Consider the following 26,029-nt stretch of genomic DNA (forward strand, 5'->3'; position numbering starts at 1 on the left):
ATCAGGCACGCGCGGCAGCGAGGGAGGCCCGGGCTGCGGCGGCGACGTTCTCGGCGGTGAATCCGTACTCGGCGAACAGGGTCCTGGCGTCGGCGGAGGCGCCGAAGTGCTCCAGCGAGACGATGCGTCCCGCGTCCCCCACGAAGCGGTACCACGTCAGACCCACCCCGGCCTCGACGGCGACGCGCGCCTTCACGGACGGCGGAAGGACGGTCTCGCGGTACTCACGGGGCTGCTCCTCGAACCACTCCACGGACGGCATCGACACCACCCGGGTGCCCACACCCTCGGCCTCCAGCTCCTCGCGCGCGGCGACAGCGAGCTGGACCTCCGAGCCGGTGGCGATCAGGATCACCTCCGGCGTCGCGGTGGAGGACTCGCGCAGGACGTAACCGCCCTTTGCCGCGTCCTCGTTGCGCGCGTACGTCGGCACACCCTGACGGGTGAGGGCGAGGCCGTGCGGCGCCGGGTCGGTGGCGTGCCGCTGGAGGATCTCGGCCCAGGCGACGGCCGTCTCGTTGGCATCGGCGGGCCGGACGATGTTCAGGCCGGGGATGGCGCGCAGCGAGGCCAGATGCTCGACCGGCTGGTGTGTCGGGCCGTCCTCGCCGAGACCGATGGAGTCGTGCGTCCACACGTACGTCACCGGCAGCTGCATCAGCGCGGACAGGCGCACGGCGTTGCGCATGTAGTCGGAGAACACCAGGAAGGTGCCGCCGTAGATACGGGTGTTGCCGTGCAGCGCGATGCCGTTCATCTCCGCGGCCATGGAGTGCTCGCGGATGCCGAAGTGGATGGTCCGGCCGTACGGGTCGGCCTCCGGCAGCGGGTTGCCCTTCGGCAGGAACGACGACGTCTTGTCGATGGTGGTGTTGTTCGAGCCGGCCAGGTCGGCGGAACCGCCCCACAGCTCGGGCAGCACCGGCCCGAGCGCCTGGAGGACCTTGCCGGAGGCGGCGCGGGTGGCGAGGGACTTGCCCTCCTCGAAGACGGGAAGCGCGGACTCCCAGCCCTCGGGCAGCTGACCGGCCACGACCCGGTCGAAGAGCCGGGCGCGCTCGGGGGAGGCGGCGCGCCACTCGGCGATCCGCTTGTCCCAGGCGGCGTGCGCCTCGGCGCCCCGGTCGAGGGCGGTACGGGTGTGGGCGAGGACGTCGCCCGCGACCTCGAAGGTCTGCTCCGGGTCGAAGCCGAGGACGCGCTTGGTGGCGGCCACCTCGTCCTCGCCGAGCGCCGAGCCGTGCGAAGCCTCGGTGTTCTGCGCGTTCGGAGCGGGCCAGGCGATGATCGTGCGCATCGCGATGATCGAGGGGCGCCGGGTCTCGGCCTGCGCGGCCTTCAGCGCCGTATGGAGGGCGTGGACATCGATGTCGCCGTCGGCGGCGGGCTCGATGCGGTGGGTGTGCCAGCCGTAGGCCTCGTACCGCTTCAGCACGTCCTCGGAGAAGGCCGTCGCGGTGTCGCCCTCGATGGAGATGTGGTTGTCGTCGTACAGGAAGACCAGGTTGCCGAGCTTCTGGTGCCCCGCGAGGGAGGAGGCCTCCGCGGAGATCCCCTCCTCCAGGTCGCCGTCGGAGACGATCGCCCAGATGGTGTGGTCGAAGGGGGACTCGCCCTCGGCCGCCTCGGGGTCGAACAGCCCGCGCTCGTATCGGGCGGCCATCGCCATGCCGACGGCATTCGCGACGCCCTGGCCGAGCGGACCGGTCGTGGTCTCGACACCCGCCGTGTGCCCGTACTCGGGATGGCCCGGAGTCTTCGACCCATGGGTCCGGAACGCCTTCAGGTCGTCCAGCTCCAGCTCGTACCCGGCGAGGAAGAGCTGGGTGTAGAGGGTGAGTGAGGTGTGGCCGGGGGAGAGAACGAAACGATCCCGCCCGGTCCACTCGGGATCGGCGGGATCGTGACGCATCACCTTCTGAAAGATCGTGTACGCGGCCGGGGCCAGGCTCATCGCGGTACCGGGGTGCCCGTTCCCCACTCGCTGTACGGCATCGGCCGCCAGGATGCGGGCGGTGTCGACGGCACGCCGGTCGAGGTCGGTCCACTCGAGACGGTCTGAAGTCTGCGCGCTCATCTTCAAGAAGTCCTCACGGGAAGGGTCTGACCAGCGGAACGCCTTCAAAACTAAAAGTCTGACTTTTCGGAGGGAAGGTCATCGTGTGCCAGCCTGTGGTGAAACTGGGACACGGACGGCGCGACAGGGCGGCATGAGTAGGACATGGCGGACACAACCATCCAAGCCGCAGGCGGTGACGGGAGCGGAGACGGCATCCGAACGTTCCCTTTCCCGGTCGAGCTGAGCGTGTGCGGAGTCGGCATGCAGGTCGGCCCGATGGGCACCGACCGCACCTGGCACGCCGCCGACGCCCCGCTGGACCGCGTGCACCGCATCGACTTCCACGTGGTGATGCTCTTCAGCGAGGGCCCCGTACACCACATGATCGACTTCGCCGAGTACGAGGCGACGGCCGGCGACATCCTCTGGATCCGCCCCGGCCAGGTGCACCGCTTCTCCCGCACGAGCGAGTACCGCGGCACCGTCCTGACCATGCAGCCCGGTTTCCTGCCCCGCGCCACCGTGGAGGCGACCGGCCTCTACCGCTACGACCTGCCGCCCCTGCTCCACCCCGACGACGCACAACGCACCGGTCTCCAGGCGGCCCTGAACCACCTGCAACGCGAGTACGAGGACACGAGCACGCTCCCCCTGAGCCTGCACACCGCGGTTCTACGCCACTCCCTCACGGCGCTCCTGCTGCGCCTGGCCCACCTCGCGGCCAGCTCCGCGGAGGCGGCACGCCGGCAGGCCGACACCACCTTCACCCTCTTCCGGGACGCGGTCGAGAAGGGCTTCGCCACCAACCACAGCGTCAGCGCCTACGCCGACGCCCTCGGCTACTCCCGCCGCACCCTCGTCCGCGCCGTCCGCTCCGCCACCGGCGAGACCCCCAAGGGCTTCATCGACAAACGCGTCATCCTCGAGGCCAAGCGCCTACTGGCCCACACCGACATGCCGATCGGCCGCATCGGCGCCGCCGTCGGCTTCCCCGACGCCGCCAACTTCTCCAAGTTCTTCCACCAGCACACGGACCTGACGCCGGCGGCGTTCCGGGCGGAGCTTCGGTGAAGTTCAAGGCGGAACTGCGCTCAAGAAAGGGGGGCTCCACGCGCGCGTGGAGCCCCCTCGGGAAGTAACCCGTCAGCGGCCGAAGTTGAACCAGTTCATATTCACAAAGTCGGCCGACTGCCCACTGCTGAACGTCAGATACACATCATGCGTCCCGGTCACGGAGCTGATGTTCGCCGGAACGGTCCGCCAGGACTGCCAGCCACCGGTGTTGCCGACGGCGAAGCTCCCGATGGGTGCGTTGGTACGACTGTCCAGGCGCACCTCGACCAGACCGCTCACGCCGGACCCGGCGCCGCTCGCGACCCTGGCGTTGAACTGAGTAGCCGCTGTGGAGCCGAATTTGACGCCCCGGAACAGCGCCCAGTCGCCGTTGCCCACCGCCCCGATGTTCTGCCCGCCGCCCGAGTCCGACGTCGACTCGGTCATCGTGCCGGACTGTCCGTCGTACGACTCGGCCTGGATGGCGCTGTAGGCGTCACGGTTGCCGGTCGGCGGAGGTGTGGTACCGCTCCCGCTGGACAGCACCTGGACGTAGTCGACGACCATCGAGTGCCCCGGCACGGTCGCGGCGTCCGGGCCGCCGCCGAACGCGTCCACGAAGCCGCCGCCCATCGCTACGTTCAGGATGATGAAGAAGCCGTGGTTGGTGGCGTTGCTCCACGTCGTCGCGTCGACCTGATCGGCGCGCACCGTGTGGTAGTTGATGTCGTCGACGTAGAACCGGATCTGCTCCGGGCTGGTCGAGCGGTCCCACTCCATCGCGAAGGTGTGGAAGCCCGCCTGGCAGGTGGCGCCGGGACAGGCCCGCGAACCGCCGATGCCCGTCGTCTCGTTGCAGGGCCCGCCGGGGCTCGTACCGCAGTGCATCGTCGACCACACGGTGTTGAGGCCCTGGACGTTCTCCAGGATGTCCAGCTCGCCGACGCTCGGCCAGTTCCAGTAGTTGCCGCGGTACGGGGTGCCCAGCATCCAGAACGCCGGCCAGTAGCCGCGGGCCGCCGCGCCGGTGACGTTGGGCATCTGGATCCGGGACTGCACGCGCAGTTTGCCGCCCGCCGGCGGCTGGAAGTCGCCGCGGTTGGTCTCGATCCGGCCGGACGTCCAGTTGCCGGAGGCGTCGCGGCGCGGGGTGATGCGCAGGTTGCCGCTGCCGTCCAGGGCCACGTTGTTCGTGCTCGACGTCATGTTCTCGATCTCGCCGGTGCCCCAGTTGGCGGGGCCGCCGGGGTAGCCGTGGCCGGTCGCGTACTGCCAGTTCGCGGTGTTGACGCCGGTGCCCGCGGCGCCGTTGAAGTCGTCCACGAAGACCTGCGTCCAGCCCGACGGCGGCGAGGGAGCGTCGGCGATCGCGGACGGTGTGGCGGCGGTGGCGGCGACCGCCGCGAGACCGAGGGTGCTCAGTACGGCGACGAGTGCGCGGCGCAGGGGGCGCCGTCTGTGGGGTGTGCCGGAGGGTTCACTCATGGGGAGGTGCCTCTCGGGTACGGAGTCGATATGCGCGGGATGCCTCTGAGAGCGCTCTCAGAGTGCCGCCAATGTGCTCCCGGTCACTCCGGTCGTCAAGAGGTAAAACCGTGAACGCCCCTGGGGCTCGGTGGAGTTCACACCATGAATGGACGCGTACCGGCCCAAAGCGCGCTGACCGGCGCGGGCGTCGACCCGCGCCGGCCCGCGTCAGCACGCGGTCACACCCGGTTGCCCACATAGGGCGCTGGAGCCGGTGCCGCCTCCTCGCTCAGCCCGAACCGGTCGTGTGCCCGCCGCAGTGGCTTCGGTGCCCACCAGGCGTACCGGCCCAGCAGCGCCATCGTCGCCGGGACGAGCAGCATCCGTACGACCGTGGCGTCGATGAGGACCGCGAGCGTGAGGCCGAGGCCGATCTGCAGGATGGGGGAGAAGCCGCCGGTCATGAACGCGCCGAAGACGACGGCGAGGAGCAGGGCGGCGCAGGTGACCACGCGGCCGGAGCGGCGCAGGCCGGTCACCACGGCCTCCTGGTCGTCCCCGGTCTGCTGCCGGGCCTCGCGCATCCGGGCCAGGATGAACAGCTCGTAGTCCATGGCGAGTCCGAACGCGATCGCGACGATCAGTGGTGGTGCGGTGAGGCTGAGCGCGCCCAGTTCCTGGGAGCCCAACAGACCTGCCAGGTGACCGTCCTGGAACACCCAGACCACCACACCGAGCGCGGCGCCCAGGCTGAGCAGCGTGGTGAGGATGGTGCGCAGCGGGATCAGCACCGAGCCGGTGAACGCGAACAGCAGGGCGAAGATGCCGGCCAGGACGGTCACGGCCGCCCAGGGTGCGCGGTCGGAGAGCATGTCGCGGAAGTCGACCAGCCGGGCCGCCACGCCGGTGACCTCGATCGGTTCGTCGCCGCGCAGGTCTCGTACCTGTTTGACGAGGTCGGTGGCCGCGTCGCCGTCGACGCTGCCGGGTGGCTGGAGTTCCATGACCGTGGTGCCGCCCGGCAGTTCGCGCGTTTCCGCGTCCGGGGACAGCGCGCGGATCTCGTCCGCGGTGGCGGGGTCGGTGCCGGGCTTGAGGACGACGGTGATCGGCGAGACGCCGGTGCCCGGCGGGAAGTACGCGTCGACGGTGTCGTACAACTGCCGTGCTTCGGTGCTCGACGGCAGTTGGTCGGCGCCGCCGATGTTGATGCGCATGCCGGTGACGGGCAGGGCCAGGACGAGGAGCACCGGGACGACGACCGCGACCACGGCGATACGGCGGCGGGCGGCGAAGCGGGCCAGGCGGGCGAACAGGCGGCCCTCCTCGCCCTCGGGCCGCTCCTTCGCCGGGGCGATCTTCGCGCCGAACTTGGTCAGGAGGGCGGGCAGCAGCGTCAGCGCGGCCAGCATGTCGATGACCACCACGGCGGCCACGGCCAGGCCCATGCTGCGCAGGAAGACGCTCGGGAAGACCAGCAGCCCGGTCAGGCTGACCGCCACCGTGAGCCCCGAGAACAGCACGGTCCGCCCGGCCTGCTCGACCGTGCGGTGCACCGCCTCGACGACGTCCGCGGTATGCCTGCGTTCCTCGCGGAAGCGGACCACCATCAACAGGGCGTAGTCCACGGCGAGTCCGAGGCCCAGCATCGTGGTCACCTGGATCGCGTACACGGAGATGTCGGTGAACTGGCTGAAGCCGAACAGCGCCAGGAAGGCGCCCGCGATCCCGCTGACCGCCACCATCAGCGGCAGCCCGGCCGCGCGCAGCCCGCCGAAGATGACCAGCAGCAGCGCCAGCACGACCGGCAGGGAGATCAACTCCGCGTTCCGTACGTCCTCCTGGGCGCGCTCACCGAGCTGGGTGCCCAGCAAGGAGCCGCCGCTGACATGGACTTCGGGCGCGTCGATCTGATGGATGCGGGTGGCCGCCGCGTCCACCGCAGCCTCCTCGTCCTCGTCGTCCAGACCGCCCTGGAGGGTGACGGACACGAGCAGCGCCTGTCCGTCCTCGGCGACCAGGCCGCGGGTCGCGTACGGGTCCGGCACCGCGGCGACCCCGGCGATGTCACGGACGTCCGCGACGGCCCGCTCGACCTGGGTGCGCAGGGCGGGGTCCAGGACGGCGACGCCCTCCACGACGCCGGTGATCGAGTCACCGGTCGGGTCGACGCCGTCGAGGTGCTGCGCGGCCCGCTCCGACTCCGTGCCGGGCACTTCGGGCACGTTGTCGGAGAGCCGGCCGAAGACGCCCGTTCCGAGCCCGAAGCCGAGCAGCAGGAAGAGCACCCACAAGAGGATGACGGTGAGCGGACGGCGGGTTGCCGTCCGGGCGAGCGTGGCGAGCACGGTCCCTCCCGGCGAGTCGTCGGTTGACTTCGCCTTCAGGCTCGTGCGCGCGGGGGTGTCACCGGATCGCCGGAGGGAGCGGTTTCGGGCACTGGGCCGTACGGGGGAGGCGGGCCCGTGTCTCCCTCGCTAGGGGGAGCCGGGGGTCACCAGGCCGGTCTCGTACGCGCAGATCACGGCCTGCACCCGGTCCCTCAGACCGAGCTTGCTGAGCACGTTGCTGACATGGGTCTTGACGGTGTGCTCGCTGACGAAGAGGGTCGTGGCGATCTCGGCGTTGGACAGTCCGCGGGCGAGCATCCGCAGGGTCTCCACCTCGCGCGCGGTCAGGACCTCCAGCCGGTCGGGCGTGACCTCGGCGGTGGCCTCCTCGCGGCGGCGCCGCACGATGTCCGCGACCAGCCGGCGGGTCACGGTCGGGGCGAGCAGCGAGTCGCCGCCCGCGACGACCCGTACGGCGTGCACCAGGTCGTCCCGGCGGACGTCCTTGAGCAGGAAGCCGCTGGCGCCCGCGTACAGCGCCTCGTAGACATACTCGTCGAGGTCGAACGTGGTGAGCATGACGACCTTGCAGCTGGACTGCGCGCACACCTGCCGGGCCGCCTCCAGACCGTCCGTGCCGGGCATGCGGATGTCGAGCAGCAGGACGTCGGGGGTGTGCTGCCGCACCGCGGCGACCGCCTCCGCGCCGTCGCCCGCCTCGGCGACCACCTCGATGTCCGGCTGCGCCTCCAGGATCATGGTGAAGCCGCTGCGGACCAGCTCCTGGTCGTCGGCGACGACCACGCGGATGCTCACCCCAGCGCCGCCTGCCGGTCCGCGGCCGGGAGGCGTACGACGACCTGGAAGCCGCCGTCCGGGCCGCGCCCGGCGCGTGCGCTGCCCCCGCAGGCGGCGGCGCGTTCGCGGATGCCGATCAGACCGTGCCCGCCGCCCGGACCGGACGGGCCCCGTCCGTCGTCCGTCACCACGAGTCTCAATTCGTCCTCCAGCCAGTCGAGCGCGACCGTCGCGGAGGAAGCGTACGCATGCTTCACGGTGTTGGTGAGGGCTTCCTGCACGACACGGTAGGCGGCGACTTCGGTGTCCGGCGGCAGCGGGCGGGGCTCGCCCGTGGTGCGCAGCTCGACGTGCAGGCCGGTGGAGTCGGTGACCTGCCGGACCAGGCTGGAAAGGGCGGCCACATCCGGCTGCGGCAGACGGTCCGGGGCGCCGTCGCGCTGCTCTTCCTTGAGGACTCCGAGGATACGGCGCAGTTGGGACATCGCGTCCCGGCCGGTCGCCGCGATCGCGTCGAACGCGGCCTCCGCGCGCGCCGGATCGCTGCGCACCACCACCGGTCCCGCCTCGGCCTGCACCACCATCAGGCTCACCGCGTGGGCCAGGATGTCGTGCATGTCCCGGGCGATCCGGGCACGCTCCTGCGTCGTCGCCCGCGCGGTGTCCGCGGCACGCTCCCGCTCCAGGCGGCGGGCCCGGTCCACCAGCGCCGCGGTGTAGGCGCGCTGGACGCGTGCGAGTATGCCGAACCCGTACGCGCAGGCGACGCTCAGCAGCTGGAAGGCGTACTCGAAGGGGAGGGGATTCGCCTTGTGCTGCATGGTGAGGGTGACCCCGAGGATCCAGCCCACCAGCATCACGCGTCGCTGCCAGGGGCGGCCCTGCGCGGCCATCGTGTAGAGGACGACCAGCCCGCCGTACGCCACGTCCGGCGGTGGCGCGTGATAGACGGCCATCGCGGTCGTGGCCGCGGACACGGCCCACGCGGTCGCGAACGGCGCCCGGCGCCGCCACACCAGCGGCACGGCCGTGGCCGCCGCGAGCAGCCAGCCCTGCCAGGTCAGCTTGTCGTCGGTGTCGCCGCGGAAGATCCACTGCAGGGAGGCGGCGAACAGCACCAGCGCGGCCAGCGCGCCGTCGACGGCATACGGATTCGCCGTGCGCAGCCGGGTGACGGCAGGCGTGATCCAAGGCGGTGGGGACATGGGCGGCTCCTCGGGGCAAGGGCCCTTCCAGTATCGCGACGGCGAAGCGGACGGGGCCTCACCGGTGAGAGGGATATCGTCTCTTCCGTTTGTGATCGTTCTGATGCCGTGGAGGGGGAACCTCCGCCGCGCACTTTTGCCTCTCAATGATCGAAACGGAGCGTTCACAGCGTGTGCATGGTTTTGGACCGATGGTGGCGATCACCATCGGTTCTGCTGTCCGCACCCGCCGTCACACAGGAGACCCGTATGCCGAGCCGCCGCCGATTTCTCACCGGGGCCGCCGCCGCGCCCGTCGCGCTCGCGGCGGCCACGGCGTGCGAGGCCGGTGACGAGGCGCAGCCCGCGCAGCTCAACAAGCCCGCCGCGGCCATGCCCGCCGCGCAGGGCCCGGCGTCGGGCCGACTCAACTTCGTGGTGATCCTCGCCGACGACCTCGGCTACGGCGAACTCGGCTCCTACGGCCAGAAACTGATCCACACTCCGCGTCTGGACGCCCTCGCCGCCGAGGGCCTGCGCTTCACCGAGGCCTATGCCCCCGCCCCGGTGTGCGCGCCCTCGCGCTGCTCGCTGCTCACCGGGCTGCACAGCGGACACTCCACCGTGCGGGAGAACCCGTGGGGGCCGGGCGGCCAAGGCGCCCTGACCGACCGGGACTTCACCTTCGCCGAGGCGCTGCGGGCGCTCGGCTACCGCACCGGCATCATCGGCAAGTGGGGCTTCGGACCCGAGCTCCCGGACCAGCCGAGCCACCCCAACTCCCGTGGCTTCGAGGAGTTCTACGGCTACATCGGCCACGGTCACGCCCACGACTACTTCCCCGAGTACCTGTGGCACAACGGCACCCGGCAGGAGATCCCCGAGAACAAGGGCGGCGCCCGCGAGGTGTACGCCCCCCACCTGATCCAGGACCGCGCGCTCAGCTTCATCAACGCCCACCAGAGCGAGCCGTTCCTGCTGTATCTCGCCCCGACCGTGCCACACGCCCCCAGCCAGGACCCGGACGACGGCGAGTACGCCGACCGGCCCTGGACCGGCCCCAACAAGCGGCACGCCGCCCAGGTCACCTCCTTCGACACCCTGGTCGGCAGTGTCACCGACCGGCTCACCGAACTCGGCATCGCGGACCGCACCATCGTCCTGGTCACCAGCGACAACGGCCCGCACGAGGAGGGCGGCACCGACCCCGAACTCTTCAACGGCAACGGCCCGTTGCGCGGCATCAAGCGGAACCTGTACGAGGGCGGCATCCGCGTCCCGCTCATCGCCTGGTCCCCGCAGCACGTACGGTCCGGCACCACCGACCGCCCCACCCCGCTCACCGACCTGCTGCCCACCCTCGCCGACCTCGCGGGCGCCCCCGCTCCGACCGATGTCGACGGCCTCTCCCTCGCACCGCTGCTGCGCGGTTCCAAGGACGCCGCCCGCCACGACAGCCTGTACTTCTACCGCAACCACGCCAACATCACCCCGCGTTCCGACGCCTTCGACCTCGGCCGGGGCCGCCGTCTCGCGGAGGCGCTGCGGCGCGGCGACCTCAAGGCCGTGCGGTTCGCGCCCGGACAGAACCGGCGGGCGCCCGACGACCAGTGGGACGTAGAGCTGTACGACCTCGCCAAGGACCCCGGCGAACTGCACGACCTCGCCGCCGCGCGGCCCGCCCAGGCGGACGAGCTGGTGAAGCTGATGCGTGAGTCATGGGCCCCGGTGTACCGGCGCAAGCCCTTCGGTGTCCGGCTCCAAGTCACCGGCCAGGGCCCGGAGTTCACGGTCACCGCCACCTTCGCCAACGGCTCCGCCCGCCCCTGGACCGCCGCCCGGCTGGCCCTGCAAACGCCGAGCGGCTGGCGGATACACGCCCTGGACGCGCTCTCCACCGCCCGCCTGGACAGGGGCGAACACCTCACGGCCCGCTGGAAGGTCACCCCCACACAGGTCTCGACGGCCACGACGCTCATCTGCCGGGCCACGGCAGAGCACGCGGACGACGAGGTGACGTACACGGCGAGCACGAAACTGAACTGACGCCGGTTCGGCGGAGTCGGCCGTGTTGGCGCGCCCCTTTAGGGGCGCGGGGAACTGCGCGACCAGCCACAACGAACCCGCAGACAACCGACGGCCTAACGCGGCGTATCCCGCGGAGCGACCGGTTGCCAGCCAAGCGCCCGCGAGATCCCGCGCGCAGCGAGCCGCACCGCCGGTATCAACGCCGGTACCTGCGCGTCGACTTGGGGCACGACGATCGACACGGCGGCGACCACCGCCCCGCCCGGGCCGCGCACCGGAGCGGCCACTGACAGCGCGTCCTCGGTCACTTGACGGCTGCTCACCGCCACACCGGTACGCCGCACCTCGGCCAGCACCCGGCGCAACTGCGCCGCATCGGTGACCGTGTACGGCGTGAAGGAGGCGAGCGGCCCCGAGCAGTACTCCTCCTGGGCCTCGGGATCACTGTGCGCCAGCAGCACGAGACCGACGCCGGTGGCATGCAGCGGCCAGCGCGCGCCGACGCGGATGTGCACGCCGACCGCGGAGCGCCCGGAGAGCCACTCGATGTAGACCACCTCGGAGCCGTCCCGCACCGCCAACTGCACGTTCTCGTGGGTGGCTTCGTACAGGTCCTCCAGATACGGCAGGGCGACCTGCCGCAGCGCCAGCCCGCGCGGGGCGAGCGCGGCGACCTCCCACAGCCGCAGCCCGATGTGGTAGACCCCCGACTCGTCCCGCTCCAGGGCGCCCCACTCGGTGAGGGCGCCCACGAGCCGGTGCGCGGTGGTCAGGCTCAGCCCGGCCCGGCGGCTGATGTCCGTCAGAGACAGCGCGGGGTGCTCGTGATCGAACGCCGAGAGCACGGACAGCAGCCGGTCGGGGGCGGATCGGGTGGTCATGGGCGGGTGGCGGCGGGGTGCGCGAGGTCGTCGGGGCGGGGGTAGGCGGTGGGGTGGTATGTCACATACCGTGGCTCGTTCGTCGGGTCCGCCAGGTCGGCCCGGGCATTGAGGCTGCTCGGCGACGTGTCCCAGCGGCCGGTGTCCAAGCGGTGCTCCAAGGTGTCCAGGGCGCCGATCATTTCGCCCGGGGTGAAGGTGCAGTGGCCGGGCCCGTCGACATGGGCCTGGCTCAGCAGCGGGCCCGAACCCCCGGCGGTCGCGGCACGGCGGTAGGCGCTCTCGGCCCGCACCGGAATCAGCGTGTCGCCGGTCGTGTGGATGTTGAGCTGCGGGTCGGTGAGCCGGCCCTTGAAGACGCTGGTGTCCCGCATCCACCGGACGGCAGCGAGATCGGCGGAGACACGGGGCGCCCGGTTGAGTGCCGTGAGGTCGGCGCGCAGGGACAGGCCCGCCTTTCGGTACAACTCCGTCACCTCCTTGAACAGCGGGGAGCGGTACAGCATCGTGGTGCAGTCGACGCCCGTGTTCCAGTGGTTGGCCTGCTGGGCGTCCCAGTCGGTGGGCGCCGGTTCGGTCTGCGTAGGATCGTTGTACCCGGGGATGTTGTGCAGGGCGGCGGCGAGGGCGATCCGGGCGCGGCCCTCGGCGGTCTGCCGGGCCGCGGGAAGAACAGGTCGCCGAAGAGGCTGCACGGTGAGCTTCCTGGGGACGGGTCTCGGGCTGCCCGTGAAGCTAGGCATCTCTCGTGCGGCCGTCAATCATTTGCACAACATCAGTTGGGCCCGTCCTCCACGATCCGCAGCAGCAGCGCCTGCAGCGTCTCCCGCTCGGCCGCGTCCAGCGGGCCCAGCAGATCGTTGGTCACCCGCAGCCCGGCTTCGTCGGTGCCGCGCAGGAAGGCGCGGCCTTCCTCGGTGAGGACCACGATCCGGCTGCGGCGGTCGTCCGGTGCGGGGCGGCGCTCGGCGAAGCCGAGCTTCTCCAGGTCGTCGATCAGGCCGACGATCGCGCTCGGGTCGTAGCCGAGCCGGGCGCTCAGCTCGCGCTGCAGGGCACCCTCGGCGGTGGCGAGGAAACGCAGTACCGCGTAGTGGCGCAGGCGCAGCCCCGACTCCTGGAGGAAGGAGTTGAAGAGCTGGCCCGAGCGCAGGCCCAGCCGGTACAGCAGGTAGCCCGTGTCCGCATGCAGCCCGCGCATCCATGGCTCGTTCGCGTCGATGGGCTTCGGGGTGGCGTGCTGGCGTGTGATGGCGGGCTCCCTGTGCTCGATCGATGTGTCCTGGAGATTTCAGCATGTCGCACACGGAGGTCATCAACAACTATTGACGTCAACAATTATTGCTCTTAGCTTCGATCTCGGAAGCCGCATCCCATGTGCCACCGCTTGAAGGGACTCGCTCGTGCCCAGCATCGATCTCACCGGCAAGGTCGCCGTCGTCACCGGCAGCGGCCGGGGCCTCGGCCTCGCCTATGCGCACGCCCTCGCCGCCCACGGCGCCTCCGTGGTCGTCAACGACATCGACGAGGCCGTGGCCGAGCAGGCCGTGAAGTCCATCACCGCGGCCGGCGGCACCGCCGTCGCCGAGGTGGTCCCGGTCGGTACGACCGAGGCCGCCGAGCGGCTGGTGAACCGCGCCGTCGAGGAGTTCGGGCGGCTCGACATCCTGGTCACCAACGCGGGCATCCTGCGCGACAAGGTCCTGTGGAAGATGACCGACGACGACTTCGACGCGGTGATCACCACCCACCTCAAGGGCACCTTCACCTGCGCCCGCGCCGCCGCCGTCCGGATGCGCGAGCAGGGCGAGGGCGGCAGCCTGATCCTGGTCGGCTCCCCGGCCGGGCAGCGCGGCAACTTCGGGCAGACGAACTACGCCGCCGCGAAGGCGGGCATCGCCGCCATGGCCCGGACGTGGTCGATGGAGCTGGGCCGCGCGAACATCACCGTCAACGCGATCGTGCCGGTCGCCGCGACCGCCATGACCGAGACCATCCCCGCCTTCGCCCCGTACATCGAGGCCATGAAGAACGGCGAGCCGCTTCCCGACGTCCTCCGCAAGGGCGAGGGCTTCGGCACCCCCGAGGACTGCGCGGCCCTCGTCCCCTTCCTCGCCTCCGAGGCGGCCCGTGGCATCACCGGGCAGGCCATCGGCATCGGTGGCGACAAGGTGGCACTCTGGTCGCATCCGCAGGAGATCAAGGCGGCGTACGCCGACGGCGGCTGGACCCCGGACACGCTGGCCGCCGCCTTCCCGACCTCGGTGGGTGCCGAACCGCAGTCGGTGGGCATCCCCGCGCCCAAGCTGCCGGAGGCGTGATGGCACCCCCCATGAACATCGACGAACTCGTCGCCATCGACGTCCACACCCACGCGGAGGTCTCCTCCAAGGGGCACTCCTCCCTGGACGACGACCTGCACGACGCCTCCTCCGCCTACTTCAAGGTCGAGGGCAAGCGGAAGCCGACCCTTCAGGAGACGGCCGCCTACTACCGCGAGCGGAAGATGGCCGCCGTGATCTTCACGGTCGACGCCGAGTCCGCGACCGGCACCGCGCCCGTCCCGAACGAGGAGGTCGCCGAGGCCGCCGCCGCCAACGCGGACGTCCTCATCCCCTTCGCCTCCATCGACCCCTTCCGCGGCAGGGCGGGCGTGAAGCAGGCCCGCCGCCTGGTCGAGGAGTACGGGGTGAAGGGCTTCAAGTTCCACCCCAGCATCCAGGGCTTCTTCCCCAACGACCGCTCGGTGGCGTACGACCTGTACGAGGTGATCGAGGAGACCGGCACCATCGCGCTCTTCCACACGGGCCAGACGGGCATCGGCGCGGGCGTGCCCGGCGGGGGCGGCATCCGCCTCAAGTACTCGAACCCGCTCCACGTGGACGACGTGGCGGCCGACTTCCCGCACCTCAAGATCATCCTGGCGCACCCGTCCTTCCCCTGGCAGGACGAGGCCCTCGCCGTCGCCACGCACAAGCCCGGCGTGCACATCGACTTGTCCGGCTGGTCGCCGAAGTACTTCCCGCCGCAGCTCGTGCAGTACGCCAACACACTGCTCAAGGACAAGGTCCTCTTCGGCTCCGACTTCCCCGTCCTCACCCCCGACCGCTGGCTCGCCGACTTCGAGAAGCTGACGATCAAGGACGAGGTCAAGCCGAAGATCCTCAAGGAGAACGCCGCCCGCCTGCTCGGGCTGACCAAGCCATAAGGGGTCGTAGATGCGCAACGAGGGACTGGGGTCATGGCCCGCACGCCGGGCCCGGAAGACCCCGCACCGCACCGCCCTGATCCACGGCGAGACGACGTTCACCTACGCAGAGCTGTACGACCGCACCACCCGCCTCGCCCATGCCCTGCGCGCCCGCGGCGTGAGGCGCGGCGACCGGATCGCCTACCTCGGCCCCAACCACCCCTCCTACCTGGAGACCCTGTTCGCGACGGGCACCCTCGGCGCGGTCTTCGTGCCGCTCAACACCCGCCTCGCCGGACCCGAGATCGCCTACCAGCTCGCCGACTCCGGAGCCAAGGCCCTCGTCTACGGCCCCGCGTTCCAGGGCCTGGTCGCGGGACTGCCGGGCAGTACCGACGTCCGTACGTACGTCGAAGCCGGCGCCGAATACGAGGAGGCGCTGGCCTGCGCGTCGTACGAACCCATCGACGAACCGGTCGGCGCCGACGACACCTGCATCATCATGTACACCTCGGGCACCACCGGCCGCCCCAAGGGCGCGATGCTCACGCACTCCAATCTGACCTGGAACGCGATCAACGTCCTCGTCGACACCGACCTGATCGCCGACGAACGAGCGCTTGTGTCAGCCCCGTTGTTCCACACGGCGGGCCTGAACATGCTCACCCTGCCGGTGCTGCTCAAGGGCGGCACCTGTGTCCTGGTCGAGGCCTTCGCTCCGGAGGCGACCTTCGACCTGATCGAACGGCACCGGATCACCTTCATGTTCGGGGTGCCGACAATGTTCGAGCAGGTGGCCCGGCATCCGCGCTGGCCGGACGCCGACCTGTCCAGCCTGCGGATCCTCACCTGCGGTGGCTCTCCGGTGTCGACACCGCTGATCGCCGCCTACCAGGAGCGCGGGCTGACCTTCCTCCAGGGCTACGGCATGACGGAGGCCTCGCCCGGGACGCTGTTCCTGGACGCCGAGCACGCGGTGACCAAGGCGGGCTCGGCGGGCGTGCCGCATTTCTTCAGCGACGTACGGGTGGTACGGCCGGACCTCGCGCCGGTCGACGTCGGTGAGACCGGCGAGATCGTGGTCCGGGGACCGCATGTCATGCCCGGCTACTGGGGGCTGCCCGAGGAGACGGCCGGCTCCTTCGCGGACGGGTGGTTCCGCAGCGGGGACGCGGCCCGGATCGACGAGGACGGCTATGTCTTCATCGTCGACCGGATCAAGGACATGATCATCTCCGGCGGGGAGAACATCTACCCGGCCGAGATCGAGGACCTGCTCCTCGCCCACCCCGACATCGTCGAGTGCGCGGTCATCGGTGTGCCCGACGACAAGTGGGGCGAGGTGCCGCGCGCGGTGATCGTGCCGCGTGAGGACGCCTCGGTGGATCCCGACGAGATCCTCGCGTCCCTGTCCGGCCGCCTCGCCAAGTACAAGATCCCGAAATCGGTGGTCCTCGCGAACGAACTCCCGCGCACCGCCTCCGGAAAGCTCCTCAAGTCCCGTGTCCGCAGTCGATACGGCAACCAGTAAGGAACCTCATGAGCATCACCGTCAACGGCCTCGACGAACTGAAGAAGCTCGCGGGCAGCGACCTCGGCACCAGCGAGTGGATCGAGATCACCCAGGAGCGCATCAACACGTTCGCCGACGCCACGGGCGACCACCAGTGGATCCACGTCGACCCGGAGAAGGCCGCCGAGGGCCCCTTCGGCGCCCCGATCGCGCACGGCTACCTCACCCTCTCCCTCTTCATCCCGCTCTTCACCGAGCTGCTGGACGTCCAGGGCGTCACCACCAAGGTCAACTACGGCCTGAACAAGGTGCGTTTCCCTTCGCCGGTGAAGGTCGGCTCGAAGATCCGGCTGCTCGGGAAGCTGGCGGACGTCGAGGACGTGCCGGGCGGCGTGCAGATCACCGTCGACGGCACGATGGAGATCGAGGGCGGCGCGAAGCCTGCCGCCGTGCTGCAGAGCCTGTCCCGCTTCTACGCCTGATCGGGGCGTACTGGCACGAGGTCGAGAAGGCGTTCCGAAGCGTCCAGCGCCGGCGGGGTGAACCGCTCGTGCACCCGACGGAACGTCTTCTCGGCCTGCTCGGCCGGCCAGTCGTCCGGCAGATGCTTGACCGGCAGCCGGGGGTCACGGCGGATGATCCGCAGCCACTCGGCCTGCAGCACCAGCCGCAGCCCTAGAGCCTCGTCGAGGCCCGGCAGGTCCGTCTCCCACGGCTGCCAGCGGCGGACGAACTCCTCGTAGCGCACCGCCAGTTCGGACAGCTCCCAGGTCTCCTCGATCATCGCGCCGATGTCCATGCCGGCGTCGGCGTGGGCGCGGAAGACCTTCACATGCGCGGACAGCCCCAGCTCGGCGACCAGCTCACCCACGTCGACATGGCCGGGCGTGATCCACAGCCCGTTGAACAGCGGCCCGAAGCCGCTCCAGGTGAGCTTCGAGCGCAGGTCGTGCCGCTGCCGCTGCCAGGACTCGGGCAGGGAGAAGCCGAGCAGGGTCCAGGTGCCGTCCCACTGCCGGTTGACCGCGCCGGTCTCCCAGATGCGCCGCTCGCCGTCGCGCAGGACGGCCGCCGAATGCCCGGTCAGCCCGAAGTACATCCGGCGGCCCTCGCGCTGGCGGCGCAGCAGGCCACGGTGCACCATCCGGGTCAGCGTCGAGCGCGTCGCCTGCTCGCCGACGCCGACCCGGCGGAAGACGTCGATGACGCTGCCCGAGTACACGCAGACATCACGCCCGAGCACCTGATCGCCCAGGAACGTCAGCATCAGGGACTGGGGCCGCAGCGACTCTTCGGTGGTCACGCGGCCCACGGTAACGCGTGCCGGATCAGTCCGTGACCTGCTGGTACGAGTACACGGTCGTCGACAGTGCGCAGATGCCGGGCTGGATCACCTGGGCGCGCAGGGTGCCGCTGTTCACGTCGTGGTCGACGCCCTCCGTCTCGAAGGTGCCGGTGCACACGCTGCGCTGCGGCAGCGCGGACAGGCTCTTGACCGCCCCGGTGACCGGCTTCCCGTCGAGCTTTCGGGGCAGGTCGACCTGGAGGAGCGGGCGGATCTGAGGGAAGAGGGACCCGGTGGCGTCGTTCGAGGCGCACACCAGCCGGGTCTCGGTGACGAAGTCGCAGCCCTGGATGTCACGCACCGGCTTGTCGAGCGTGATCTGCCCGGCCTCCTTCAGGTCACCGCCCGTCTGCGGGGTGGACGGGTTGAGCACGGGAGCGGGGAAGACCTGGAGCCGGTTCTGGTCGCCCCACTCGCCCGACACCAGCCACTGCCCGTCGGGCGAGACGGTCGCGAAGGAGTTGTTGAGCTTCTCGCCCGCGTTGAGCTGGTGGACGTACTCGTAGCGCTTCCCGGCCGGGGTCGTCACCGCGAACATCTTGGCCGTGGCCGTGTCCGGGCCCTGATAGGCGTCGAACGTGTAGCCGTTCGCGATGTCCGGGTCGCCCACGTGGTTCCAGCCCTTGACGCGCAGGTCCAGCGGGATGTCCGCAAGCCCCCGGTACAGCAGCGACCCGTCGGCCCGGCTCGCGAGGCCCTGCCCGCCGCCGAGGGTGTCGGTGTACGCCGTGCCGGTCTCCTCCCAGCGCGGGTCACCGGCGGCGGACGCGGTGCCCGCGCCCACTGCGAACGCTCCGAATAACGCGGCCAGGCAGACGAGTTGACGCTTCATCAGGCACCCTTCACGTCGACGAATATCGGGTTGGAATAGAACCATGTATCGGCCCACGGGTCACCGTTGCCGGGCTCGTGGGGAAGCGGCCCGTGCGGATCGACGGAGGCGCCCAGGTATCCGGCGCCGTGCCGGTTGCCGTCGCTGCCGCGCAGCCGGACGTAGAAGGACTCGTCGCCGGCGACGAGCGGGATGCGCAGGGTGTACGTCCCCTTGCGGCCGCTGACGTCCTTGGTGGTGACGACCTTGGTGGCGGGCGCCCGCCAGGTGTCACGGTCGGCCGCCGGGCCGCGCACCGCGCCCCTGATGACGTCCACGTGTGCCAACTCGGGCAGGATTCCCTGGGGGTTGGGGCGGGAGGCGCTGGTGACCGTGACGGTCAGGGTGAGCCGCTCGCCCTTGCGGACACGCAGCCTGCCGCCCAGCGTGACGCCCCGGCCGTGGTCGCAGTCGCGCCTCAGCCGCACCTCGAGCCCGTCCAGCAGATGCCCGTGGTCCAGCCAGACCCGGCCCGCGCGCAGGCCCGCCATCACCGAGCGGTAGCCGTAGCGGGTGACGCCCACGTGAGTGCGGGAGAACTGTCCGGGCCAGAAGTCGCTGCCGGGCTGCGGGGTGTCGGTGTTCACCGGGTCGGGCAGCCGGCCGGTGTTGTCGAAGTTCTGGCCCGGCAGCCAGTCGCCGTTCTTCCAGGTGTCGAAGACGATCCGGTGGGCGTCGGAGTTCGTGGTGATCGAGAACAGGCTGCCTTCTGCCAGCATCGAGTCCCACAGACCGCCGACGGTCGCGGTCGCCCAGTCGAAGCCGCCGTACGTGAGGTAGCCGTCCGCCGGGTAACCGGCGAAGGAGTCGGCGGAGGGCTTGTTCTCGTACTCGCCGCGGATGGAGGTCGTCCCGCGCCAGCCGGGTATGGCCGCGCCCTGGGCGCCGGGCGCCCCCTCCATGCCGATCATGATCTCGGGCGCGGCGTCCCGCCAGTTGCGCATCTCGTGCGGAGAGTCGATGCCGAGCCGCATGGGGTGATTGGCGAGGACCAGGACGTCGTCGACGTAGCCCGTGCGCCGCTGCTTGGCCAGCCACCGGATGGCCTTGACGGCGTGGTCCTCGTTGCGCGCGGTGTTGGCGTTGCCGGGGGCTCCGTCGGTGTAGCCGAGCAGCTTGCCGTCGTAGGCGCTCTCGAACTTGGTGAGCAGGTCGACCTCGTGCAGGCCGGGCGCGGCGAAGACCGTGCAGTGCTCGGCGGCCGGGATGTACCACTCCAGGCCCTGGAAGATCAGCTGACGCGGGTTCTCGGCCCGCGCCTCGAGGATCTCCTTGTGCTCCAGCGGGGCGCCGTGCTGGGCGTGCCCGAAGTTGGAGTGCTCGGTGAACACCATCCAGTCGAGGCCGTACTTCGCGCCCGCGGCGGCCAGTTGGGAGAACGTGTACTTGGCGTCGTGGCTGTAGACGGTGTGGATGTGGTGGTCGCCGACGAGGTAGGCGAGGCGCGGGTCGTCACCGCCGAAGGGCCGCGAGGACGCCGCCGCGGGCACGGCCGCCGAACCGAGGGCGAAGGCGGCGCCGAACAGGCCCGCGCGGCGCAGGAGTCCGCGTCTGGACAGGCCCTGCGGATCGAGTTCCGCAAGGGATATGGATGGGTCGGCCCAGGCGGGCAGCTGCTGGTCGTTCACGGAGGGATGCCTTCCGAAGGGTTCAGTGGTTCATGAACGACGTGACGGGCAGGGCGCGTTCGACGATCCGTACGTCGCCGAGGCGCCCGTACAGGATCTGGTCGATCTTCCCGCCGTACTCGTAGCCGCCGAGCAGCCACGGCAGGCCCACCGAGGTGAGGCCGATCGCGGGGGCGTGCGGGTTGCGGGCGACCGGGCAGCCCTGGACGTACAGCGTGGTGTGCCTGCCGTCGTTGACGACGGCGAGGTGCCACCACTGCTCGCGGGCCGTCTCGTCGCCCCAGTTGGTGGCGATGCCCTGCTGGTTGAGCGGGCGCACGGCCCACTGCGGACCGGGTCCGTCGGAGAGGGACAGCGTGGCGAGCGGCTCGTCCGGATCATCCTCGGTCTTGCCTGCCGCCCCGCCGGTGCCGGTGCGGCTGACCAGTCCGGCCCAGGCGTTGCGGGAGGAGGTCCAGTCGGCGGGCAGCCAGTAGAACGCCTCGATGGTGTAACCGGACTTGAAGGTGGCCGAGTTGAGGGGCGCGCCGTCGACCGTACGCAGGTAGGCGCCCTTGAGCGGCGGCTTGCCGCCCCGGAAGTACAGGCTGCCGTGCCCCGGCTGGTCGGGGTGATGGGCGGTGGACCAGGTCAGCGAAGCGTCTCCGACCTTGACCACGGTGAGGTCGTTGCCGCGCCCCGACAGGTCACGCACCGTCCCCTCGACCGCGGCTCCCTCCTCGTGCCCGTCGAACCGCCAGTACGCGACCGTGCCCCGCACCAGCATCCGGTCGGCGGGCCGGGACGGCCGCGCGGGTAGGGGCGCGAACCCGGCGAACCGCTCCTCGAAGTCGATGTCGACGGAGAACCGGTCCGCGTCTCCGGACAGCTCCATCTCCTGCCGCTCCAGCTCGTTGAGCCCCTTCGCGGCCCGGCCCAGGATCCACGGCGACAGCGTCTCGACGTCGATCGTGTTCCGGTCGAGGTCGAAGTGGTAGAGGCGGATCATCGCCGCGCCGCCGAAGTACCGGTTCTGATAGTTCGTCAGGTGTAGATGTACGTCGTTCCCGGCCGCGTTCTTGCGGACCGCGCGGGCGGCCGGCCAGTAGTGGCCGTTGAGGGTGAGGAAGATCTGGTCGTGGTCCTTGACCAGCTTGTCCCACAGCTGCTGTCCGTACGAGGAGAGGGAGTCGTCGCCGACGACCAGCTCATGCGTGGTGAGGATGACGGGCGTGCTCGGGTGCTGGGCGATGACGTCCTTCGCCCATGCGTAACCCTTGTCCGACAGCCGCCAGTCCAGGGCGAGGACGAGCCACTCGCGCCCGGCCGCCTTGAAGACGTGGAAGGTGTTGTAGCCGTCGGCAGAGGCACCGCCGAAGGTCGGCTTTCCCCTGAAGCGGTGCGGGCCGAACGTGTCCAGGTACGGCGTCGCGCCGCGCTGGTCGGTGGTGGACGAACGGACGTCGTGGTTGCCCGCCAGCACGCTGTAGCCGACCCCGCGCCGGTCCAGCAGCTCGAACGCCTCGCCGATCGCGTCGCATTCGGCCTTCGCGCCGTTCTCGGTCAGGTCGCCCAGGTGGGACAGGAAGACGAGGTTGTCCTCGCGCCCGTGCTCCAGCAGATAGCGCAGCGAGGCCTGGATCGGTGCCGGGTTGATGCTCGGTCCGTCGAAGAGGTACTGCGTGTCGGGCATCACGGCGAGCGTGAAGCGGCGGTTCTCGGTGTCGGGGCGCCGGCCACGGCCGACCGCCGCTGCTTCAGCGGCGACGGTCGGGAGGGTGACGGCGGTGGCCGCGGCGCCGATCAGCGCGGTGGCTCTGAGGAAGTTGCGCCTGCCTGCGTGGGCGCAGGCAGACTCCTGGCCGGGCTCATGGGTGGTGCACACATCGACTCCAGTGAAGGCACAAGGGCGTGAAGGTGTGAAGCGGTGAAGGGAGTGAAGGCGGGTTCAGAGTGCGCGCAGGGTCCAGTTCCAGCGGTGGACACCCGGCGGGATCAGATAGGAGGCAGAGGTGTCCGGGCCGCACGACGCGGTGCCCAGCCCTCGGTGCGCCGCGTCGATGTGCACCACGCACCCCGGTCGCGGGACCAGCTCGTCATGGTGGGCGGCGGCGGTCAGGTCCTCGGCGCGGTACCGGGTCACCGAGACCTGCCGGGGCTCGTCCAGCCGTACCGCGAGACCGGTGGCGTCCGGTGCCGACAGCGTGAAGTGCCGTACGCCGTGCCGGCCGCCGCTCTCCTGCGGGCGCAGATAGGGGGTGAACAACTCGTCCACGGGCACCGAGTGATGGCCGACGGGCGTGCCCGCACTCCGGTCCGGGTACGACTCCCAGGGCCCCTGCCCGAACCACTCCAGCAGGTCCAGCCCCGGCACCGTCTCGAACACCGTGCCCACCCGGGCCACGTCCTCGAAGTCCTCGGGCAGCTCGGCCGACTCCTCGACCCGGACGCCGCCCTCGACGGGGGTGAACACCTGCACATGGCGCACGACGCCGATCGTCCCGGCGTACTCGGCGTGCACGGTCACCTTCTCGCCGTCCCGCCTCACGTTGACGACCTTGCGGACGAGCGCGTCGAGCCCCCAGGTCCGCCAGCGCAGCGCGATGCCGCCCAGCTCGTCGTTGTCGGTGGGCGCCCGCCACAGCGACAGCGTGGGGGCGGCGGTGAGGAGGGGATGGACGAGGAGCCCTTCCCCGTCGACCTCGACGGGCGGGCCCTGGACGGTCGCGTTCCGCGGCGCGGGGGCCGCCCGCAGCCGCAGCTGGGGTGCGCACACCTCGGTGCCGCGCGGCCCCCACGGCTCGTCGTCCTTCGTGGTCACGCGCAGCGTCACCCAGGCCTCGCCGCCGTCGTCCGGCAGCTCGAAGGGGAGCGGCACGGCCGCCGTCTCGCCGGGAACCAGGTCGGGCAGCTCGGCGGGAGCGGTCAGCGTACGGCCGTCGGAGAGGGTCAGCTCCCACTGGGCGGACAGCCAGTCCAGCCCGCGGAAGCACTGGTGGTTCTGGACCACCAGGCCCTCGTGCTTGAAGCACGTCAGCCGCACCGGCGCCGCGATCTCGCGGTGCTCGTACATCACGGGCTTGGGCGTGCGGTCGGGGAAGACGATCCCGTCGGCGATGAACGCGCCGTCGTGGATCCGCTCGCCGAAGTCGCCGCCGTACGCCCAGCGATGTCCGGGCGCGGCGACACCGTTGTCGTACAGCCCGGCGCCGGAGCGCCCGGCGGGTCTGCCGTCAGTCACTCGCTGGAGAATGCCGTGGTCCCAGAACTCCCAGATGAAGCCGCCCTGAAGACCCGGCGTTGACTCGATGGCGGCCCAGTGGTCGGCGAGCGTGCCATTGCTGTTGCCCATGGCGTGCGAGTACTCGCACTGGATCAGCGGTCGCGTCTGCTCCCCGGAGAGCGCGTGCGCGACACAGTCCTCGATCGGCGCGTACATCGGGCAGGCGATGTCGGAGGCGTCGTCCGTCGCCGCCCAGTCGAGCTTGGCCGCCCCCTCGTACTGGATCGGCCGCGTCGGATCGTGCCGCCGTATCCAGCCCGCCGCCGCGTCATGGTTGGCGCCGTAGTCGGACTCGTTGCCCAGCGACCAGATGATCACCGACGGATGGTTCTTGTCCCGCAGCACCATCCGCGACACCCGGTCCACGAAGGCGTTCAGATAGCGCGGGTCGTCGGCGATCTCATGGGCGTGGTCGTGCGCCTCGATGTCCGCCTCGTCGACGACGTAGAAACCCAGCTCGTCCGCGAGGCCGTACAGCGCCGGGTCGTTCGGGTAGTGCGCGGTGCGGATCGCGTTGAAGCCGAAGCGCTTGAGCAGGACGAGGTCGGCGCGCATGTCGTCGTACGACACCGTCCTGCCCGTCAGCGGATGGAAGTCATGCCGGTTCACGCCCCGGATGTAGATCCGCTCGCCGTTGACCAGCAGGTCCCGGCCGACGATCTCGACGTCGCGGAAGCCGATGCGCTGGCAGGAGGTGTCGGTGACCGTTCCGTCGGCGCGGTGCAGCCGGACGGTCAGGCCGTACAGCTCGGGCGTCTCGGCGGTCCAGGTGCGGACGTCGGGGACGGTGGCGCACAACCGTGCCTCGCCGAGGAAGTCGGAGACCCGCTCGTCCTCGGTGTTGAGCCGGTCGAACTCGGCGTCCTGCGTCAGGGGTTCGCCGTCCAGGTCGCCGGTGACGTACCAGCCGTCCGGCAGCACACCCCGTACCTGGCAGTCGACGCGTAGCTCGCCGTCCGCGCGCGCCCGTACGGTCACGTCGGCGAGATACAGCGGATCCGTCGCGTACAGCAGCACCGACCTGGTGATCCCGCCGTGCCACCACTGGTCCTGGTCCTCGATGTGCGAGGCATCGGACCATTTGACGACCGTGAGCCGTACGGCCGCGGACGAGCCCGGGCGTACGGCGTCCGTCAGATCGAACTCGGCCGCCAGGTGCGAGTCCTTGGAGATCCCGACCGGCCGCCCGTCCACCTGCACCAGCAGCACGCTCTCGGCCGCCCCGACCTGGAGCACGATCCGCCGCCCGGCCCACTCGGCGGGGACGTCCACCTCACGCTCGTACACACCCGTCGGATTCTCGGACGGCGACGACGGCGGGAACTCGGGGAACGGCATGCGGACGTTGGTGTACTGCGGGAGGTCGTCGGTGTCCTGGAGGGTCCAGACGCCGGGGACGTACGACGAGGACCAGACGTCGCTCACCGGCGCGTCCGGCGTCAGCAGCAACTGGAAGCGCCACTCGCCGTCGAGGTTCAGCGCCCCGGGGCGGCGGTCGACGGCGTTCATGGGGAGCCGCCCCCAGGAGGTCACCTCGGGTGCCTCCCAGGGGCGGAGTGCCAGCAGGGGGTTCATCCGCGGACGGCTCCCTTGGCGAGGTCGCCGATGATCTGCTTGGCACCGATCGCGAACACGATGAGCAGCGGGATGAGGGCGAGGAGGGCGCCGGTCATCACGATGCCGTAGTCGGTGGTGCCGTGGGTGCCGTTGAGCTGGGAGAGAGCGACCTGAAGGGTCACGTTGTCCGGGTTGGTGAGGGCGATCAGGGGCCAGGCGAAGTCGTTCCACTGGCCCATGAAGGTGAAGATGCCGAGGAAGGCGAGGCCGGGGCGGACCACCGGCAGCGCCACGTGCCAGTACTGGCGCAGGAAGTTCGCGCCGTCGAGCTTGGAGGCGTCGAGCAGTTCGTCGTGGATGGCCGTCTTCATGTACTGGCGCATCCAGAAGATGCCGAAGGCGTTCGCCGCGGCCGGCACGATCAGCGCGGTCATCGAGCCGATCCAGCCGATCTTGGCCATGAGGACGAACTGCGGGATGACCGACAGCTGCGCCGGCACCATGAAGATGACCATGAGCAGCCCGAACAGCACGTTCTTGCCGGGGAACTCGAACTTGGCGAAGACGAAGGCGGCCAGTGAGTCGAAGAGCAGGACCAGGAAGGTCACCGCCGTGGCGACCAGCAGCGAGTTCCACATCGACCCGAAGAAGTCGATGGCGTCGAAGAGGTTGCGGACGTTCTCCAGGAAGTGCGTGCCCGGCAGCAGCTTCGGCGGGTAGGAGAAGATCTCCGACGAGCTGTGCGTCGACATGATCACGGCCCAGTAGAACGGGAAGGCCGAGAGCAGCGTGCCGATGATCAGCGGGAGGTGCAGCGCGATCCCTCTGCGGTGGGACCCCTTGATGGAAGACATGATGGGCCC

The 26,029-nt window shown here is 70.5% G+C and carries 19 protein-coding genes and 1 pseudogene; 6 read left to right on the forward strand and 14 right to left on the reverse strand.

Translation table 11 applies throughout. The features are described 5' to 3' along the window. Position 1 precedes the first annotated feature (1 nt). Positions 2–2,077 carry a transketolase gene (gene tkt / locus QQY66_RS42285; protein WP_301985711.1) on the reverse strand — a complete coding sequence of 692 codons (2,076 nt, stop codon included), beginning with the start codon at positions 2,075–2,077 and terminating at the stop codon, positions 2–4. A gap of 144 nt (positions 2,078–2,221) precedes the next feature. Between tkt and QQY66_RS42290 the strand changes: the two genes are divergently transcribed. Next, the gene (locus QQY66_RS42290) at positions 2,222–3,130 is read left to right on the forward strand and encodes an AraC family transcriptional regulator (protein ID WP_301985712.1); all 909 of its coding nucleotides are present in this window, start codon (positions 2,222–2,224) and stop codon (positions 3,128–3,130) included. A 72-nt stretch (positions 3,131–3,202) separates the two neighbouring features. On the opposite strand, the gene QQY66_RS42295 is transcribed toward QQY66_RS42290, so the two are convergent. The 4 genes from QQY66_RS42295 to QQY66_RS42310 form a co-directional block, all read right to left on the reverse strand. Continuing rightward, positions 3,203–4,597 carry a glycoside hydrolase family 16 protein gene (locus QQY66_RS42295; RefSeq protein ID WP_301985713.1) on the reverse strand — a complete coding sequence of 465 codons (1,395 nt, stop codon included), beginning with the start codon at positions 4,595–4,597 and terminating at the stop codon, positions 3,203–3,205. A gap of 221 nt (positions 4,598–4,818) precedes the next feature. Continuing rightward, the gene (locus QQY66_RS42300) at positions 4,819–6,927 is read right to left on the reverse strand and encodes an efflux RND transporter permease subunit (protein WP_301985715.1); all 2,109 of its coding nucleotides are present in this window, start codon (positions 6,925–6,927) and stop codon (positions 4,819–4,821) included. Between the two features lie 129 nt (positions 6,928–7,056). Further along, positions 7,057–7,725, reverse strand: coding sequence for a response regulator transcription factor (locus QQY66_RS42305; protein WP_301985716.1), 669 nt, complete (start codon positions 7,723–7,725; stop codon positions 7,057–7,059). Beyond that, a complete protein-coding gene (locus QQY66_RS42310) occupies positions 7,722–8,912 on the reverse strand; it encodes a sensor histidine kinase (protein ID WP_301985717.1) in 1,191 nt (396 codons plus the stop codon). The genes QQY66_RS42305 and QQY66_RS42310 overlap by 4 nt, the downstream gene beginning before the upstream one ends. A 249-nt stretch (positions 8,913–9,161) precedes the next feature. Here QQY66_RS42310 and QQY66_RS42315 point away from each other — a divergent pair, with 249 nt between their 5' ends. After that, the gene (locus QQY66_RS42315; protein WP_301985718.1) at positions 9,162–10,937 is read left to right on the forward strand and encodes a sulfatase-like hydrolase/transferase; all 1,776 of its coding nucleotides are present in this window, start codon (positions 9,162–9,164) and stop codon (positions 10,935–10,937) included. Between the two features lie 95 nt (positions 10,938–11,032). On the opposite strand, the gene QQY66_RS42320 is transcribed toward QQY66_RS42315, so the two are convergent. The 3 genes and pseudogenes from QQY66_RS42320 to QQY66_RS42330 form a co-directional block, all read right to left on the reverse strand. Next, positions 11,033–11,800 (reverse strand): IclR family transcriptional regulator, encoded by a 768-nt coding sequence (locus QQY66_RS42320; protein ID WP_301985719.1) that lies wholly within the window; start codon positions 11,798–11,800, stop codon positions 11,033–11,035. Next, positions 11,797–12,471: pseudogene (locus QQY66_RS42325) on the reverse strand (hypothetical protein); the annotation flags it as partial. The gene QQY66_RS42320 and the pseudogene QQY66_RS42325, both read right to left, overlap by 4 nt. 104 nt (positions 12,472–12,575) lie before the next feature. Then, positions 12,576–13,001, reverse strand: coding sequence for a MarR family winged helix-turn-helix transcriptional regulator (locus QQY66_RS42330; protein ID WP_301985720.1), 426 nt, complete (start codon positions 12,999–13,001; stop codon positions 12,576–12,578). 202 nt (positions 13,002–13,203) lie between these two features. Here QQY66_RS42330 and QQY66_RS42335 point away from each other — a divergent pair, with 202 nt between their 5' ends. The 4 genes from QQY66_RS42335 to QQY66_RS42350 are packed head-to-tail and all read left to right on the forward strand — an operon-like array spanning position 13,204 to position 16,985. Then, positions 13,204–14,121, forward strand: a complete 918-nt coding sequence (locus QQY66_RS42335) for an SDR family NAD(P)-dependent oxidoreductase (protein WP_301985721.1) — start codon at positions 13,204–13,206, stop codon at positions 14,119–14,121. Positions 14,122–14,132: 11 nt separating this feature from the next. Then, positions 14,133–15,008, forward strand: a complete 876-nt coding sequence (locus tag QQY66_RS42340) for an amidohydrolase family protein (protein ID WP_301987679.1) — start codon at positions 14,133–14,135, stop codon at positions 15,006–15,008. Between the two features lie 10 nt (positions 15,009–15,018). After that, the gene (menE, locus tag QQY66_RS42345) at positions 15,019–16,521 is read left to right on the forward strand and encodes an o-succinylbenzoate--CoA ligase (RefSeq protein WP_301985722.1); all 1,503 of its coding nucleotides are present in this window, start codon (positions 15,019–15,021) and stop codon (positions 16,519–16,521) included. Positions 16,522–16,529: 8 nt separating this feature from the next. Beyond that, positions 16,530–16,985, forward strand: coding sequence for a MaoC family dehydratase (locus QQY66_RS42350; protein WP_301985723.1), 456 nt, complete (start codon positions 16,530–16,532; stop codon positions 16,983–16,985). Here QQY66_RS42350 and QQY66_RS42355 read toward each other — a convergent pair. The 6 genes from QQY66_RS42355 to QQY66_RS42380 form a co-directional block, all read right to left on the reverse strand. Next, positions 16,976–17,806 carry a PaaX family transcriptional regulator C-terminal domain-containing protein gene (locus QQY66_RS42355; protein ID WP_301985724.1) on the reverse strand — a complete coding sequence of 277 codons (831 nt, stop codon included), beginning with the start codon at positions 17,804–17,806 and terminating at the stop codon, positions 16,976–16,978. The genes QQY66_RS42350 and QQY66_RS42355 overlap by 10 nt on opposite strands. A gap of 25 nt (positions 17,807–17,831) precedes the next feature. Next, the gene (locus QQY66_RS42360) at positions 17,832–18,680 is read right to left on the reverse strand and encodes a hypothetical protein (protein ID WP_301985725.1); all 849 of its coding nucleotides are present in this window, start codon (positions 18,678–18,680) and stop codon (positions 17,832–17,834) included. Next, the gene (locus QQY66_RS42365; RefSeq protein WP_301985727.1) at positions 18,680–20,347 is read right to left on the reverse strand and encodes a PHP domain-containing protein; all 1,668 of its coding nucleotides are present in this window, start codon (positions 20,345–20,347) and stop codon (positions 18,680–18,682) included. The genes QQY66_RS42360 and QQY66_RS42365 overlap by 1 nt, the downstream gene beginning before the upstream one ends. A gap of 22 nt (positions 20,348–20,369) precedes the next feature. Further along, entirely contained in the window at positions 20,370–22,211 is a 1,842-nt protein-coding gene (locus QQY66_RS42370) for a LamG-like jellyroll fold domain-containing protein (RefSeq protein ID WP_301985728.1), read from the reverse strand. A 63-nt stretch (positions 22,212–22,274) separates the two neighbouring features. After that, positions 22,275–25,184, reverse strand: a complete 2,910-nt coding sequence (locus QQY66_RS42375) for a glycoside hydrolase family 2 TIM barrel-domain containing protein (protein ID WP_301985729.1) — start codon at positions 25,182–25,184, stop codon at positions 22,275–22,277. Further along, a complete protein-coding gene (locus tag QQY66_RS42380; RefSeq protein WP_301985730.1) occupies positions 25,181–26,020 on the reverse strand; it encodes a carbohydrate ABC transporter permease in 840 nt (279 codons plus the stop codon). The genes QQY66_RS42375 and QQY66_RS42380 overlap by 4 nt, the downstream gene beginning before the upstream one ends. Positions 26,021–26,029 lie beyond the last annotated feature (9 nt).

This window comes from Streptomyces sp. DG2A-72 (assembly GCF_030499575.1).
In the GTDB taxonomy this organism is placed as follows: domain Bacteria; phylum Actinomycetota; class Actinomycetes; order Streptomycetales; family Streptomycetaceae; genus Streptomyces.